At 62.1% G+C, this 14,428-nt stretch carries 15 protein-coding genes; 9 read left to right on the plus strand and 6 right to left on the minus strand.

Translation table 11 applies throughout. The features are described from left to right. Positions 1–119 precede the first annotated feature (119 nt). Positions 120–2,339: a phosphoribosylformylglycinamidine synthase subunit PurL gene (gene purL, locus ACH79_RS27210; RefSeq protein ID WP_161853682.1), complete on the plus strand. Its 2,220-nt coding sequence runs from the start codon at positions 120–122 to the stop codon at positions 2,337–2,339. 108 nt (positions 2,340–2,447) lie between these two features. Here the strand turns inward: purL and ACH79_RS27215 are convergent, their stop codons facing one another. Further along, the gene (locus ACH79_RS27215) at positions 2,448–3,632 is read right to left on the minus strand and encodes an acyltransferase (RefSeq protein ID WP_161853683.1); all 1,185 of its coding nucleotides are present in this window, start codon (positions 3,630–3,632) and stop codon (positions 2,448–2,450) included. Positions 3,633–3,826: 194 nt separating this feature from the next. Between ACH79_RS27215 and ACH79_RS27220 the strand changes: the two genes are divergently transcribed. Continuing rightward, a complete protein-coding gene (locus tag ACH79_RS27220) occupies positions 3,827–4,000 on the plus strand; it encodes a DUF1328 domain-containing protein (RefSeq protein WP_082649994.1) in 174 nt (57 codons plus the stop codon). Between the two features lie 58 nt (positions 4,001–4,058). Here ACH79_RS27220 and ACH79_RS27225 read toward each other — a convergent pair whose 3' ends face one another. Continuing rightward, positions 4,059–4,418: a DUF427 domain-containing protein gene (locus ACH79_RS27225; RefSeq protein WP_161853684.1), complete on the minus strand. Its 360-nt coding sequence runs from the start codon at positions 4,416–4,418 to the stop codon at positions 4,059–4,061. Between the two features lie 184 nt (positions 4,419–4,602). Between ACH79_RS27225 and ACH79_RS27230 the strand changes: the two genes are divergently transcribed. Together ACH79_RS27230 and ACH79_RS27235 are read left to right on the plus strand one after the other, a co-directional pair. Then, positions 4,603–4,857: a BolA family protein gene (locus ACH79_RS27230; RefSeq protein WP_161853685.1), complete on the plus strand. Its 255-nt coding sequence runs from the start codon at positions 4,603–4,605 to the stop codon at positions 4,855–4,857. 27 nt (positions 4,858–4,884) lie between these two features. Next, positions 4,885–6,063, plus strand: coding sequence for a low temperature requirement protein A (locus ACH79_RS27235; RefSeq protein WP_161853686.1), 1,179 nt, complete (start codon positions 4,885–4,887; stop codon positions 6,061–6,063). A 22-nt stretch (positions 6,064–6,085) separates the two neighbouring features. Here the strand turns inward: ACH79_RS27235 and ACH79_RS27240 are convergent, their stop codons facing one another. Then, positions 6,086–6,307, minus strand: a complete 222-nt coding sequence (locus ACH79_RS27240; protein ID WP_161853687.1) for a hypothetical protein — start codon at positions 6,305–6,307, stop codon at positions 6,086–6,088. A 277-nt stretch (positions 6,308–6,584) separates the two neighbouring features. On the opposite strand from ACH79_RS27240, the gene ACH79_RS27245 reads away from it, so the two are divergent. Beyond that, a complete protein-coding gene (locus ACH79_RS27245) occupies positions 6,585–6,884 on the plus strand; it encodes a hypothetical protein (RefSeq protein WP_161853688.1) in 300 nt (99 codons plus the stop codon). Positions 6,885–6,906: 22 nt separating this feature from the next. Here ACH79_RS27245 and egtD read toward each other — a convergent pair whose 3' ends face one another. Beyond that, positions 6,907–7,878 (minus strand): L-histidine N(alpha)-methyltransferase, encoded by a 972-nt coding sequence (egtD, locus tag ACH79_RS27250; RefSeq protein WP_161853689.1) that lies wholly within the window; start codon positions 7,876–7,878, stop codon positions 6,907–6,909. Positions 7,879–7,926: 48 nt separating this feature from the next. Beyond that, a complete protein-coding gene (gene egtB, locus ACH79_RS27255; protein ID WP_161853690.1) occupies positions 7,927–9,177 on the minus strand; it encodes an ergothioneine biosynthesis protein EgtB in 1,251 nt (416 codons plus the stop codon). Between the two features lie 299 nt (positions 9,178–9,476). Here egtB and grxD point away from each other — a divergent pair, with 299 nt between their 5' ends. From grxD to ACH79_RS27275, 4 genes are read left to right on the plus strand one after another with little or no spacing between them, the layout of a single operon-like run. After that, entirely contained in the window at positions 9,477–9,815 is a 339-nt protein-coding gene (gene grxD / locus ACH79_RS27260; RefSeq protein WP_161853691.1) for a Grx4 family monothiol glutaredoxin, read from the plus strand. Next, positions 9,812–10,363: an O-acetyl-ADP-ribose deacetylase gene (locus ACH79_RS27265; RefSeq protein WP_161856602.1), complete on the plus strand. Its 552-nt coding sequence runs from the start codon at positions 9,812–9,814 to the stop codon at positions 10,361–10,363. Before grxD ends, ACH79_RS27265 begins: the two co-directional genes overlap by 4 nt. A gap of 47 nt (positions 10,364–10,410) precedes the next feature. After that, positions 10,411–11,691, plus strand: a complete 1,281-nt coding sequence (locus ACH79_RS27270) for a serine hydrolase (RefSeq protein ID WP_161853692.1) — start codon at positions 10,411–10,413, stop codon at positions 11,689–11,691. Then, positions 11,672–12,976 carry a serine hydrolase gene (locus ACH79_RS27275; protein ID WP_161853693.1) on the plus strand — a complete coding sequence of 435 codons (1,305 nt, stop codon included), beginning with the start codon at positions 11,672–11,674 and terminating at the stop codon, positions 12,974–12,976. Before ACH79_RS27270 ends, ACH79_RS27275 begins: the two co-directional genes overlap by 20 nt. Before the next feature lie 12 nt (positions 12,977–12,988). On the opposite strand, the gene ACH79_RS27280 is transcribed toward ACH79_RS27275, so the two are convergent. Next, entirely contained in the window at positions 12,989–14,407 is a 1,419-nt protein-coding gene (locus ACH79_RS27280; protein WP_371419287.1) for a GH1 family beta-glucosidase, read from the minus strand. Between the last annotated feature and the right edge of the window lie 21 nt (positions 14,408–14,428).

Below are 14,428 nucleotides of genomic sequence, written 5' to 3' on the forward strand. Positions count from 1 at the left end.
TCCATCCCCGCAGTGCAAATCCGCATCCCTGCGGCCAGCCGCCGCAAAGCTCTGGACAGGCCGAAAATGCCCCCTAAAAGGCCTTTTCGCCCCCGTTCGATCTACCTATTAAGGGACCCATGAACGCGCCCAAGAACGAGCCCCAGATCACCCCCGACCTCGTCGCCAGCCATGGTTTGAAGCCCGACGAGTATGAGCGCATCCTCAAGCTGATTGGGCGGGTGCCGACCTTCACCGAGCTCGGGATTTTCTCGGCGATGTGGAACGAGCACTGCTCGTACAAATCCTCCCGCATCCATCTACGGGGGCTGCCGACCAAGGCGCCATGGGTGATCCAGGGCCCGGGCGAGAACGCCGGCGTGATCGACATCGGCGACGGCCAGGCGGTCGTGTTCAAGATGGAGAGCCACAACCACCCGAGCTACATCGAGCCCTATCAGGGCGCGACCACGGGCGTCGGCGGCATTTTGCGCGACGTCTTCACCATGGGCGCGCGGCCCATTGCCTGCCTCAATGCGCTGAGCTTTGGCGCGCCGGAACACCCGAAGACGCGGCACCTGGTGTCGGGCGTGGTCGCCGGCGTCGGCGGCTACGGCAACTCCTTCGGCGTGCCGACGGTCGGCGGGCAGGTGCGTTTTCACACCCGCTATGACGGCAACATCCTGGTCAACGCGATGGCGGTTGGGCTGGCCGAATCCAGCAAGATCTTCTATGCGGCGGCCTCCGGCGTGAACATGCCGATCGTCTATCTGGGCTCCAAGACCGGCCGCGACGGCATTCACGGCGCCTCGATGGCCTCAGCCGAGTTCGACGACAATTCCGAGGAGAAGCGCCCGACCGTGCAGGTCGGCGATCCCTTCGCCGAAAAGTTGCTGTTAGAGGCTTGCCTCGAGATCATGGAAAAGGGTTGCGTCATCGCAATCCAGGACATGGGCGCGGCGGGGCTGACATGCTCGGCGGTCGAGATGGGCGCCAAGGGCGACCTCGGCGTCGAGCTCGATCTCAACGCAGTGCCGACGCGCGAAACCGGCATGAGCGCCTACGAGATGATGCTCTCGGAGAGCCAGGAGCGCATGCTTATGGTGCTCAAGCCCGAGAAGGAAAAAGAGGCCGAGGCGATCTTCACGAAGTGGGGATTGGACTTTGCCGTCGTCGGCTACACCACGCCGACCAAGCGCTTCGTGGTCAAACATGGCGGCGATGTCATGGCCGACCTGCCGATCAAGGAACTCGGCGACGAGGCGCCGGTCTATGACAGGCCACATGTCCCGTCCGTGGCACTGCCGGTCGTGCAGGCGCGCGAGGTCAAGGCGCCGATCGGAATTATGCCGGCGCTGGAGAAGCTGGTCGCAACGCCCGAGCTGTGCTCGAAGCGCTGGGTGTGGGAGCAGTACGACCACGTCATTTTGGGCAATACCGTGCAGCGCCCTGGCGGCGACGCCGCCGTGGTGCGGGTCGAGGACGGGCCGAAGGGGCTCGCGCTCACCGTCGATGTGACGCCGCGCTATTGCGAGGCCGACCCGTTCGAGGGCGGCAAGCAGGCGGTGGCGGAAGCCTGGCGCAACATCACCGCGGTCGGCGGCCGGCCGCTCGCGATCACCGACAATCTCAATTTTGGCAATCCGGAACGGCCCGAGATCATGGGCCAGTTCGTCGGCTGCCTGAAAGGTATTTCGGTAGCCTGCAGCGCGCTCGACTTTCCGGTCGTCTCCGGCAACGTCTCGCTCTACAACGAGACCAATGGCCGCGGCATCCTGCCGACGCCGTCGATCGGCGGCGTCGGCCTGCTCGACGACTTCACCAAGTCCGCCTCGCTGGCGTTCAAGGCCGATGGCGACGCGATCCTGTTGATCGGCGACACGCAAGGCTGGCTCGGTCAGTCCGTGTACCTGCGCGACGTCTGCGGCCGCGAGGAGGGCGCGCCTCCGCCGGTCGATCTCGCTGCCGAAAAGCGCAATGGCGACGTGGTGCGCGGCATGATCCATGCCGGCACGGCCACGGCCGTGCATGACGTCTCCGACGGCGGGCTGTTGATTGCGCTGGCCGAGATGGCCATTGCCAGCGGTATCGGCGCGCAGCTATTGGCCGCGCCAGCCTCGACCGTGCCGCACGCCTACTGGTTCGGCGAGGATCAGGCGCGCTACATCGTCACCGTGCCGGCGGCAGACGCCGGCCTCGTACTGGCGAAGATGAAGGGCGCGGGCGTGCCATGCGCGCGGATCGGCACCACGGGCGGCGATGCGATCGCGGTTGCGGGCGAGGGGCAGGTGGCGGTGAGTGCGCTGAAGTCGGCGTTCGAGCACTGGCTGCCCGCCTATATGAGCGGCAAGGCGGCGTAGGTTCGCACCGTCATTGCGAGCGAAGCGAAGCAATCCATCTTTCCCCGTGTTGAGGTGTGGATTGCTTCGCTGCGCTCGCAATGACGCTGCGAGGCCAGTGTCGCTTCGCTATAACACCTTGCTCGCCCCGGGGATCTGCCGCAACGCGCGCGTCAGCGCCCAGCTGAACGCGACCGTCAGCACGAATCCGACCGTCGCCTTCACGATCGCCGGCAGGTCGTAGTCGAACAGCCAGTATTGCAGCCAAAGCGCGATCGGATAATGCACCAGGAACATGCCGTAGGCGTCCGACTGCATCGGATCGAGCAGCTTGGCCGAGCCTGATTGCCTGAACCTTTGGAAAAAGGCCAGGATCAGAAACATGATGGCCACGCTGAAGACAGTGAAGCAGATGGCATAGAGCGCTTCATACCAGTCCGGCAACGGCGACGGGTTGCCCAGTATTTCGCGCTTGATGAAGATCAGCACCCACAGCAAGCAATACGGAACGATCGCCAGCACCATCCAGTCCCAGCTGACCTTCGCCATCCGGCCGTCTGCAGAGAGCAGCCCGCGATCCATTTGCGCAACGCCGATGCCGGCGCCGAAAAAGAAGTAGCTCGCATAGAGCATCACGCGCCCGTGCTGGACCGAGAACGGCCCGAACTCAAACCAACTGCTATGTCCGTAGTGAACCAGCCCGGGAATATAGAATGCAGCGGTGACAGCAAGCATGACCGCGAAGAACACTGCGGGTCGGCGACGGCCATGCAGCGAGAGCCGGTTGATCGGATCGAGCAAGTTGGGTGACAGCCGATACAGGATGCAGGCCACCACGTCGAAACTGAGCAGGACCCAAAGGAACCAGATCGGCCCGCTCGGCCACGGGCCTTTCGTGATCATATTCCACCAGTATTCCGAAAAGCCGATCTCGGGATGGTGCCGCAGTGAGATGGCGTAATAGGCCAGCGGAATGACCGTGAAGGCGCAGATCACGAAGGGTAAGCCAAGTCGAATCAGGCGATCTGCCAAATAGCTCGCCGGTCCTTTGCGGGCGATACCAGACCAGGCGAACAGTCCCGACAGGAAGAAGAACATCGCCATGAAGAAGCTGTCAGTGGCGAGCACGATCATGTCGAAGCCGAAGAAGTGCGTCGGATCGGTATGACCGAAATAGGTATAGGGGATGACGGCGTGGTGGAGCAGCACCACCAGCGTCAGGAAGGTGCGGGCGCGATCCAGCGAAAGGTTTCGCGATTTGGCTTTGGGCACGGCGCTGACGTCGGCATGCCCCACGGTGGAAATCGATGTCATGCAGGCCTCCCGGCCAGGCTAGATAGTCAAATGTTGCAGCGGGGAACCCGATTCAGCAAGGCCCAATCGGGCGCTGACGAACCGCTCTTCCACACGAGGTTGCTTCGGAACCGGCAGCGCAACCCGCCGTTAAAACCGGTGAATTTGAGTTAAGGGGGCACCATTGGCGTGGCCCAGAGGTCCCGGAGCAAGCAATGACAATTCTCAAATGGGCGCTGATCTTCTTTCTGGTGTCGATCGTCGCCGGCCTTCTCGGCTTCACCGGCATTTCGGCGGCTTCCGCCGACATCGCCCGCTTCCTGTTCTATGTCTTCGTCGCAATCTTCCTGGTGCTCCTGATCCTCGGGCTTACGATATTCAGAGCGTAGCTACGCACGCCGGACATTCCGGTTTCGATGCATCGTCCCGGATGACGCCGTCTCTGCCTTACCCCACTTCCTCGATCGTCACCTTGTCGGGGTAGAACGCCAGATGGCCCGCGATTTCGGCCATGGCCGGGAAGGGCGTCTCATAGGTCCAGATCGAATTTTCGATGCGGTTGCCGTTGGCATTGATGCTGAAATAGTTCGCATCCCCCTTGTAGGGGCAGTGCGTGGTCCGCTCGGTGCGGGCGAGCAGCGCCATATTGGCGTCCTCGCGCGGCACATATTGCACTGCCGGATAGCTGGCTTCCTTGAGGGTCAGCGCATGGGTGGTATCGGCGATGACCACGCCGCCCGCCGAGACCCGGACGCGCCTGGGATTTGCCGTTATCGTGATCGGATGGTCGGGACCGGGCAATTTCATGGTTTTTAGCCTCTTTTTAGGTCAGCCCTATGTGAGCGGGCGCGACCGGATCTCGCGGTGTCAAACCGTTCGGCCGGGAATATAGTGGCGGCAGGCGTGACCTAGAAGAGCGTACGCGCTAGGTTTGGCCGTCACGGTCGCGCGAGCCGGCCGTGATTCGAAACACCTGACGGAGACATGCTGGATGCCGATGGACGCCCACGATATCGAATCGATGATCAAGGCAGCTATCCCCGATGCCGAGGTGACGATCCGCGATCTCGCAGGCGATGGCGACCACTACGCCGCGACCGTGATCTCGGAATCCTTCCGCGGCAAGTCGCGCGTGCAGCAGCATCAGATCGTGTATCAGTCGCTCAAGGGCCAGATGGGCGGCGTGCTGCACGCGCTGGCGCTGCAGACCGGGGTACCTGCCGGACCCGGAGTGCCGGAGCGCTAGTCCGCGACCAGCCACGCAGGGGCACCAATGACGAACGATCCGCACGGCGCGATGTTTCGCGTGATCGTGCCGCACCAGCACAACCGCGTCACCTATGCGGAGCTGTTCTTCGACCTCGTTTTCGTCTTTGCCGTTACCCAGATCTCGCACACGCTGCTCGCGCATTTCACCCTTCTCGGCGCGCTGCAGGTCACGCTGCTTTTTCTGGCAGTGTGGTGGGTCTGGGTTTTTACATCCTGGATTACCAACTGGCTCAATCCCGAGAAGACTCCGGTCCGGCTCCTGCTGTTTGCAATGATGCTGGGCGGGCTGGTGCTGTCGACATCGATCCCGAAGGCGTTTGACGAGCGCGGCCTGTGGTTCGCCATCGCCTATGCGACGATGCAGGTCGGCAAGACGATATTTCTGTGGCTGTCGACGCCGGTCTCGCGCCCGCGCATCAGGATGAATGCCATCCGGATCGCCGCCTGGCTCTCGACATCAGCCATCTTCTGGATCGCCGGCGGGATTGCCGAAGGTCAGTCGCGCCTGGCGCTATGGGCCGTTGCGCTCGCCATCGAATATATTTCGCCGGCGGTGCGGTTCTGGATTCCGCGCTATGGCGCGTCATCGGTCGCGGACTGGATGATCGAAGGCGGCCACATGGCCGAGCGTTGCGCGCTCTTCATCATCATCGCGCTCGGCGAATCCGTCGTCGTCATCGGCGCGACTTTCGCAGAACTCACCTGGACGAGCGAAAACGTTCTGGCGTTCGTCTCGGCCTTGCTCGGCAGCATCGCGATGTGGTGGATCTATTTCCACATCGGCGCCGAGGCCGCCTCCGAAGAGCTTTCAAAATCGAGCGAGCCGGGCAGGCTGGCGCGGCTCGCCTATACCTATCTGCACATGCCGATCGTGGCCGGCATCATCGTCGCGGCGGTGGCCGATGAGCTGGTGCTGAAGCACCCGGGTGGTCATTCCGATCTGAACACGGTGACGAGCGCGATCGGCGGTCCCTTGCTGTTTCTGTTTGGGACCGTCCTGTTCAAGTACAGTTTTCGCGGCTTTCTTCAACTCTCGCACGGCGCCGGCATCATCGCACTCTGCGCGATTGCGTGGTTTGCCGGCGAGCTTTCGCCGCTGATGCTATCCATCCTGACCACCGCGGTCCTGATCGTCGTCGCGATGTGGGAAACGATGTCGCTGCGATCCGGACAGGCCGAATAGCGCCTTCAATCCAGCCTTGAATTCAATCAAACCTTGGCCGCTTGACCGGGATCAGTTGCGGCGAGTTATGCTGATCGACGACGTTCTTGAGCACGAGCGTTGAGAGCTGGACGACGAGCGCCCGAAGCCGTGCATTTTCCTCGATAAGCGCCACCCGCTCCGTGTCGGCTTCGTCGTCCCAGTCCGTATCATTGTGAGCCGATCCGGCACTGTGGCTGCTGGACGCTGGATATGCATTGGCCATGACTGAAATCCCCTGACACGAACTCACCCCGAGCCATGCTACTGGGAAAGATACGGCTGAGTCCGCGTCAAAAATTGGACCTTTCGAAGGGGAAACGAGAGCGTAGATGGACCCTTTTGCGGGCGGGGCGATAAAGATGAATACTTGTTAAGAAGTTTGGTTATAGTGAGGTTCGGCAAAGGTGTGGGGACGCGCGGCGGCGTATGCACCTTTCCAGCTAACCTTGACCAGCGCGATCACTCAGTGCCCACGGGGTACCGTGGTGGGATACGCGCCTATGAAACAGAGCGAAGCAAGAGTACGGATCATTCAAGAGTGGGACCGCTGGATATTGACGCAGGCGATCGAGCCGGACGGACCGACTGGAAAAGACTCATTGAAGTTCTTTCACGAACTGCAGGACGCAGGATCACCGCTATTGGATTTCCAATCACGCGGACAGGACAAGTGGCGGATCATTCATGCATGGCTCTTGGGAGCGGACCGATTGTCCGATGATTGGATATCCGTCGCGCCCCGGATTGCGCCGACACGCAGGTTCCGGCCGGAGCGCAAGCGATCGGTCTGCAAGACGTGAACTGCAAAATCCGCAGCCAGCCTCAGTCTGAGGCCACCAGCGCGTGAACCGAAAACATCTCGTCCCGGTCGGTCCAGGATTCCCGCACCGACCAGCCTGATTCGCGCGCCAAGGCGGTGAAGCGGTCGAGGCTGTATTTATAGCTCGACTCGGTGTGGATGCTCTCGCCCGGACGGAATGAAAAATTCCGTCCCAGGATGCGCACGCTCTGCGCTTTCTTGGAAATCAAATGCATCTCGATGCGATGGCGCTCGCGGTTATAGACCGAGCGGTGCATGAACGCGGATACGTCGAAATTGCCGCCGAGCTCGCGGTTGATGCGGACCAGGACGTTGAGATTGAATTTCGCGGTGACGCCGGCGGCATCGTTATAGGCGTCGTAGAGCACACGCTCGTTCTTCTCGAGGTCGACGCCGATGATCATCTGCGCGCCTTTGCCCAGAATGTCGCGCGCGCTGCGCAGGAAGGCACGCGCCTCGTGCGGCTCGAAATTGCCGAGCGTCGATCCCGGAAAGAAACCGACCTTGGGCATGCCTTCAATCTCGGGCGGCAGGGCAAACGGCGCAGTGAAATCGGCGGCCACCGGATGCACGGCGAGATCGGGAAAATCCCTGCGCAAGCCGCCGGCCTGCGCGGTCAGGAAGTCGCCGGAGATATCGACCGGGACATAGGCGGAAAAATCGCAGCGCTCCAGCAGCAGCCGGACCTTGGTGGTGGCGCCGGCGCCGAACTCTACCAGGGCTGCGCCCTTCGGAATGATGGCGGCGATCTCGTCGCCGTGGCCGCGCAGGATGCCGAGTTCGGTCCGGGTCGGGTAATATTCCGGCAGCACGGTGATCTGCTCGAACAACTCGGAGCCTGCGGCGTCGTAGAAATATTTCGGCGACAGGCGTTTTGGAAACTGCGAGAGGTCGCCGATCACGTCGCCGGCAAAGGCGGAGGTCTGCTCATCGAACTGATACGTCTGGGCCAAAGCGGCGGCGCGCACATTCATGATACTCTCCTGAACGCGCTTTCCGGCGCGCATTGATGATCGAAAACATCAGGCGTAGTCGGCGAGGCGTAACCCCGTGAATTGCCAGCGGTGATGTGGGTAGAAGAAGTTGCGGTAGGTGATACGGCTGTGGCCGGGCGGAGTTGCAAGCGAGGAGCCGCGCAGCACCAGCTGATTGACCATGAACTTGCCGTTGTATTCGCCGAGCGCACCCTCGATGGCGCGGTAACCGGGGTAGGGGGCGTAAGCGCTGCGGGTCCACTGCCAGACGATGCCGAAGGCATCGTTGAGCTGACCGGCGCGGGCGGCGACTTCCCATTCCATCTCGGTCGGCAGATGCCGGCCGGCCCAGCGAGCGAACGCATCCGCCTCGTAATAGCTGACATGGCTGACCGGGGCGGTGGGGTCGATCGGCTGCAAGCCGCCAAGCGTCATGATCCGCCATTCGCCGCCAGTCTGGCGCCAGTGGCCGGGCGCCTGCCAGCCCTCGTTGGTCGCGGCGGCAAAGCCGTCCATCAGCCACAGCGTGGCCGTGGCGTAGCCGCCGTCCTGCATGAAGGCCAGCCACTCGGCATTGGTCACGAGGTTGCGGGCGAGCCGGACCGGACCGACGAGAGCGCGGTGCGCGGGCTTTTCATTGTCGAAATGGAAGCTGTCGTCGCTGTGCCCGACGGTGTGGATGCCCTCGTTGAGGGTGACCCATTCCTCCGCCGAGCGGCGCGATGCCGGGAAGCGCCATGCCGGGTCATAGGCCGGCGGGATCGGGTTCTGGGCAAAGGCGTGCAGGATGTCGGTCAGCATCAATTCCTGATGCTGCTGCTCGTGGTTGAGGCCGACCTCGACCAGCGGGACGAGCCTGGCGAGGCGCTCCTCGCCGGCCATCTGGAAGAATTTGATCACGGCGGCGTCGACATGGCGGCGATAGGCGGTGACCTCGTCCGCGCTCGGGCGGGTCAGATGGCCGCGCTGGTGACGGGCGTGCCGCGGGCCCGCGCTGACATAGTAGGAGTTGAACAGAAATGCGTAGTCGGGGTGAAAGGGCTGGTAGCCCTCGCAGTGCTCGCCCAGCAGGAATTGCTCGAAGAACCAGGTAGTATGGGCGCGATGCCATTTGGCCGGACTGGCGTCCGGCATCGACTGGATGAGCTGGTCCTCGGGGCTCAGGGGCGCGGCGCGGCGCTCGGTTTCGCCGCGGACGGCCAGATAGGCTTCCACCAAATTCTGGGCGAGGGTGCCTGAATCGGAGAAAAGTGACGGGGTAGGGCTGGCAAACGACGCTGCGGATACTGGTTTCGTCACAGGTGTCTCCGGTGAGCGGGGAGAACGTTAGTCTGGCAAACTGGTTCCCCTTGGGCAGTCCGTCCTACATAGGAGTTCCCCTCCGGGAAAAAAGCCTTCCACCCCCTACGATGTTAATGTTGTCGCACATGGGCGGCGGCTGCCTAGGACCGCTCCGATCCGGCCCCGCGCATGCCAGCTCTTCGGCATTTTACTTTGGATGAACAACGGTTTGGGCTACATATAGGACCGGTAACCGGGTTACATGGTCGGCCCAACGGGTGAAGCCGCAGGGGGCTGTGCCCTAAAAGGAAGCGAATATGAGCATCGAGCAATTTATCGACAACGAGGTGAAGTCGAACGACGTCGTGCTGTTCATGAAGGGCACGCCGCAGTTTCCGCAGTGCGGCTTCTCCGGCCAGGTGGTTCAGATCCTCGACCACGTCGGCGTCGGCTACAAGGGCCTGAACGTCCTGGAATCCGCCGAGCTTCGCAATGGCATCAAGGAATATTCGAACTGGCCGACCATTCCGCAGCTCTACGTCAAGGGCGAGTTCATCGGCGGCTGCGATATCATTCGCGAGATGTTCCAGGCCGGTGAATTGCAGCAGCTCTTTGCCGACAAGGGCGTCACCGTCAACGCAGCGGCCTCCGCCTGAGCGCGTCAGCGCGCCAGGTCGGCCAGGCGCGGCTCGAAGTCATCGTTGCCGACATCACAAGTTTGCGCGTTGACGCCATCGTCAACGCGGCGAATTCGTCGCTGCTTGGCGGGGGTGGTGTCGATGGCGCTATTCATCGCGCCGCGGGGCCGGAACTCGTCGCCGAATGCCGAACGCTCCACGGCTGCAAGACCGGCGATGCCAAGATCACCAAGGGCTATCGGCTCAAGGCCAAGCACGTGATCCACACGGTTGGGCCGGTGTGGAACGGCGGCACACTCGGCGAGGACGACCTGCTTGCTTCCTGCTATCGCCGCTCGATGGAGCTGTGCCAAAAGCACGGGCTCGCATCAGTCGCCTTTCCCGCGATTTCTACCGGCATCTATCGGTTTCCTGCCGACCGCGCCGCCGGTATTGCGCTCTCCACCGTGGTTGACGCGCTGACGGCGGCGCCGCTTGTCACAAAAGTCGTCTTCTGCTGCTTTTCCCCTGACAGCGGCAGGCTTCATGAAGAGGCAATGACCGCCTTCGGCAGCCCTTGTCCCTGATCGTGCCTCCGCTACACTCCCCCGTGAGTTCCGGGGAGAGGGGTCCAATGAATTCACGCCAAATCCTGCGCGCGCTAGCCGCTGGCGCGCTGATGCTAGCGGCATCGCCGGTTCGCGCCGAAGGCACTTTCGACATTCCAGCCGGCGCGCGCTTCAACCAGGACAAGCTTGCGAAGATCACCGAGTTCTTCAAAAACGAGGTGGCGACCGGCAAGATCGCCGGCGCCAACGTCCTGATCCAGCAGCACGGCAAGCCGGTCTATCACGAGACCTTCGGCGTGCAGGACGTGGTGTCCAAGGCGCCGATCACGGACAAGACGATCTTCCGCCTGTCTTCGCTGACCAAGGCGATCACCTCTGTCGTGGCGATGCAGTTGGTCCAGGACGGCAAGATCAAGCTCGACGATCCCGTCTCGAAATACATTCCCTCCTTCGCGAATATGAAAGTTGGCGTGGAGAAAAAGGCCGAGGACGGCACCAAGACGCTCGAACTGGTGCCGCTGGCGCGGCCGATCACTGTCCTCGACCTTTTTCGTCATACCTCTGGCATCACCTACGGCTTCTACGGCGACAGCCTGGTGCGCAAGGCCTACAAGGAGGCCAACCTCTACGCGGGCGAATTCGACCTAGCCGAATTCGCCGAGCGGATCGCCAAGCTGCCGCTGCACAACCAGCCGGGAGCGCTCTGGCAATACGGACATTCCACCGACATCCTGGCGCGGATCATGGAGATCGTGTCCGGAAAATCATTGCTAGAGCTCGAGAAGGAAAAGCTGCTCGATCCGCTCGGCATGGTCGATACCGGCTTCTTCGTCACCGAACCGGAGAGGCTGCAACGGCTCGCCCAGCCGCTGCCGAACGACAGTGATTTCCGCGTCGGCCGTCTATACAGGACCGAGGTTCGCCAAAAATGGGAATCCGCCAGCGGCGGCATGGTTTCGACCATGTCGGATTTTTCGAAATTTGCGCAGATGTTGACCAATGGCGGCACGTTCGAGGGCAAGACATATCTTTCGCCGAAGACGTTCGAACTGATGACGTCGGACCACGCCGGCAAGGACTCTGGCGTCGCGCGGGATCATTACTATTTTCCCGGTGACGGCTTCGGCATGGGGCTTGGACTTGCCGTGCGCACCGATCCCGGCAACGCCAAGCCGCCGCCGCCGGGATCGCTGGGCGAACTGAAATGGGACGGCGCCAGTGGCTGCTATATGGTGGTCGACCGCAAGCAGGATATGTTCTTTGTGGTGCTGGAGCAGACGCCGACGGAGCGCCAGCGCGTCCAGCGGACGCTGAAGCAGTTGGTCTATGAAGCGATGGAGAACTGACGCCGCCGCCGGGCGCTGCCTTGTCGCGGCGGCGCTCGCGGTGCTTTCTCTCGGCGGCTCGCCGCATGCGTTGCGGGCCGAACCGAGGGCGCCTGACGCGCCAACTTTCTCGCGCGCAGCGCTTGACCAGTTTGGCGACTACGTTCGCAGCGAGGTCACGGCCGGCAAAATTCCCGGCGCCGTCATGCTGATCCAGCAGCATGGCAAGTTGGTTGATCTCGAATGTTTCGGCGTGCGGGACCCGGCGACCGGCGCGCCGATGACGCCGGATACCATTTTCCAGATCTATTCGATGTCGAAGGCCGTCACCTCGGTTGCCGCGATGATGCTGGTCGACGACGGCAAGCTGGCCCTCGACGATCCCGTGTCGAAGTACATTCGCTCCTTTGCGGATGCAAAAGTCGGCGTCGATCTTTCCGATGAAGCAGGAAAATATCCGCTTAAGCTCGAGCCTCTGAAGCGCCCGATCACGATCAGGGATCTGCTGCGGCACACGTCGGGTATCACTTACGGCTTCTTCGGCGAAACCGCGGTGCAGAAACTCTATGCCGATCCCAAACTGTACGCTGGGGATTTCGACAACGCTGAATTTGCCGACCGGATCGCGATGCTGCCGCTCGCCGATCAACCGGCAACGCGTTGGAACTACAGCCATTCAACCGACGTGCTCGGACGTGTCGTCGAAGTGGCGTCGGGCCAGACGCTTTTTCAATTCGAGAAGCAGCGGCTGTTCGATCCGCTCGGCATGTCCGAGACAGCATACTATGTCCCAGATGAGTCGAAGTGGGCACGCATCGCCCAGGCCTATCCCGTCGATCGTTTTCGGGTGGCCGGAATCAGGGATCCGGCATTGCCGCGGCGTTGGGAATCCGGCGGCGCGGGCCTGGTCTCGACGGCCGGGGACTACGCCCGCTTCCTGCAGATGCTGCTGAACGGCGGCGAACTGGACGGCAAGCGGTATCTCAAGCCCGAGACGGTTGCACTGATGACGTCGGATCAGATCGGGCCGGAGACCGGGATCCTTCACGATCCCTTCTATTTCCCGGGCCCGACCTCTGGCTTTGGCCTCGGCTTCGCGGTGCGAATCTCGCCGCCGCCGGGTACGACATGGCCGCTCGGCGAATACCGCTGGGACGGAGCGGGCGGCAGCTTCTATTTCGTCGATCCGAAGGACGACCTGCTCGTGGTCTTCATGGTGCAGGCCCCGACACAAGGCGGACGAATTCAACTGGCGCTGAAGACGATGATGTTTGAAGCGCTCGGCAAGGGTCAGCGCAAGGATTGACTCTTCGCTTGATTACGCGACGGCGTTTCGCGCGATCGTCTCGCGATAGAACGACGCGCTCAGCTTGGGCGTACGACGCTGCGTACCGAAGTCGACATGATAGAGGCCGAAGCGCTGTTCATATCCATCCGACCATTCGAAATTGTCCATCAGGCTCCACAGGAAATATCCGTGCACGGGCACGCCTTCTGATGTCGCGCGCTGCAACTGCGTCAAATAGTTGCGCAGGTACATGATGCGATCGACGTCATAGATGGTTCCGTCCGCAGCAGGCTCGTCGCTTCCCGACGTTCCGTTCTCGGTGATATAGATCGACTTCACGTTCCACAGCTTGGCCACATGACGTGGCACCCAGTACATCGTCTCGGGGCCAGGCCTGAGCCACGTCGCCTTCATGTGCGGGAACGATTTGGGAAATGGCGCTAGCGCGAAGCCGCGCTCGTTGTCGGCGGCAACGACGTAATGATCGGGCATATAGACATTCAGCCCGACAAAATCGATCGGGGAGGCGATGATGCGCAGATCCTCGGCGGTGTATTTCGGAGCATCTTTGCCAGCCTGCGCGAGATATGCATCGGTGTATTTTCCCTCGAGCATCACGGTCAGATAGCCGGCATTGAGCTCGCGCGTCGCCATTTCGGCGGCGCGGATGTTCGCAGGCGTTTCGATGGCCGGAATGCAGCTCACGGCATTCTCCGCCGGACCGACACTGATTCCGGCCTGTCCATGAGCCCGGATCGCCTGAACCGCGAGACCGTGTCCCAGCGCGACGTTGTGCCGGACCTGCTTCACATCAGATGGGGATAGTTTGAGTCCTGGCGCATCGGCGCCAAACTCATGGCCGAGATGGACGAGGCGGGAGCATTCGTTGATGGTGAAGAAGTGCTTCACGCGGTCGCTTAGGCGACCCGTGACATGGGCTGCGTAATCCGCAAAGGCCTTGGAGGTGTCGCGCGAGGTCCAGCCGCCGAAGCGGTCCTGCAGCGGCTGCGGCAGGTCCCAGTGATAGAGGGTCGCAAACGGCTCGATGCCGTTCGCCAGCAACTCGTTGACTAGGCGGTTGTAGAAATCGAGGCCCTTTGGGTTCGGTGTGCCGACGCCTTCCGGGAACACGCGCGGCCATGCGATCGAGAATCGGTAGGCCTTCGCGCCCAGCGCCTTCATGAGCTGGATGTCTTCCTTGTAGCGGCGATAGTGATCGGTCGCGGTGTCGCCATTGCTGCGATCGGCAATGGTGCCGGGCGTGTGGGAAAAACGGTCCCAGATCGAGGGGCCGCGGCCATCCTCGTTCACGGCGCCCTCGACCTGATAGGCCGAGGTCGCCGTACCCCAGAGAAAACCGTTCGGAAAGCCGGAGGAGGGCCTTTGATTCTGTGTTCCGGTCGCTTGATCCGATTGAGCCAGACTGGACCTCGCCGACAGCATCGGCATTCCAAGCGCCGACCAGGCTGC

Source organism: Bradyrhizobium sp. CCBAU 051011 (assembly GCF_009930815.1).
Taxonomy (GTDB): Bacteria; Pseudomonadota; Alphaproteobacteria; order Rhizobiales; family Xanthobacteraceae; genus Bradyrhizobium.

What these genes read in the sequence shown, in the direction of transcription:
- purL (WP_161853682.1), top strand. Translation starts at nt 120, where the DNA reads ATGAACGCGCCCAAGAACGAGCCCCAGATCACCCCCGACCTCGTCGCC.
- ACH79_RS27215 (WP_161853683.1), bottom strand. Translation starts at nt 3,632, where the DNA reads ATGACATCGATTTCCACCGTGGGGCATGCCGACGTCAGCGCCGTGCCC.
- ACH79_RS27220 (WP_082649994.1), top strand. Translation starts at nt 3,827, where the DNA reads ATGACAATTCTCAAATGGGCGCTGATCTTCTTTCTGGTGTCGATCGTC.
- ACH79_RS27225 (WP_161853684.1), bottom strand. Translation starts at nt 4,418, where the DNA reads ATGAAATTGCCCGGTCCCGACCATCCGATCACGATAACGGCAAATCCC.
- ACH79_RS27230 (WP_161853685.1), top strand. Translation starts at nt 4,603, where the DNA reads ATGCCGATGGACGCCCACGATATCGAATCGATGATCAAGGCAGCTATC.
- ACH79_RS27235 (WP_161853686.1), top strand. Translation starts at nt 4,885, where the DNA reads ATGACGAACGATCCGCACGGCGCGATGTTTCGCGTGATCGTGCCGCAC.
- ACH79_RS27240 (WP_161853687.1), bottom strand. Translation starts at nt 6,307, where the DNA reads ATGGCCAATGCATATCCAGCGTCCAGCAGCCACAGTGCCGGATCGGCT.
- ACH79_RS27245 (WP_161853688.1), top strand. Translation starts at nt 6,585, where the DNA reads ATGAAACAGAGCGAAGCAAGAGTACGGATCATTCAAGAGTGGGACCGC.
- egtD (WP_161853689.1), bottom strand. Translation starts at nt 7,878, where the DNA reads ATGAATGTGCGCGCCGCCGCTTTGGCCCAGACGTATCAGTTCGATGAG.
- grxD (WP_161853691.1), top strand. Translation starts at nt 9,477, where the DNA reads ATGAGCATCGAGCAATTTATCGACAACGAGGTGAAGTCGAACGACGTC.
- ACH79_RS27270 (WP_161853692.1), top strand. Translation starts at nt 10,411, where the DNA reads ATGAATTCACGCCAAATCCTGCGCGCGCTAGCCGCTGGCGCGCTGATG.
- ACH79_RS27275 (WP_161853693.1), top strand. Translation starts at nt 11,672, where the DNA reads ATGAAGCGATGGAGAACTGACGCCGCCGCCGGGCGCTGCCTTGTCGCG.
- ACH79_RS27280 (WP_371419287.1), bottom strand. Translation starts at nt 14,407, where the DNA reads ATGCCGATGCTGTCGGCGAGGTCCAGTCTGGCTCAATCGGATCAAGCG.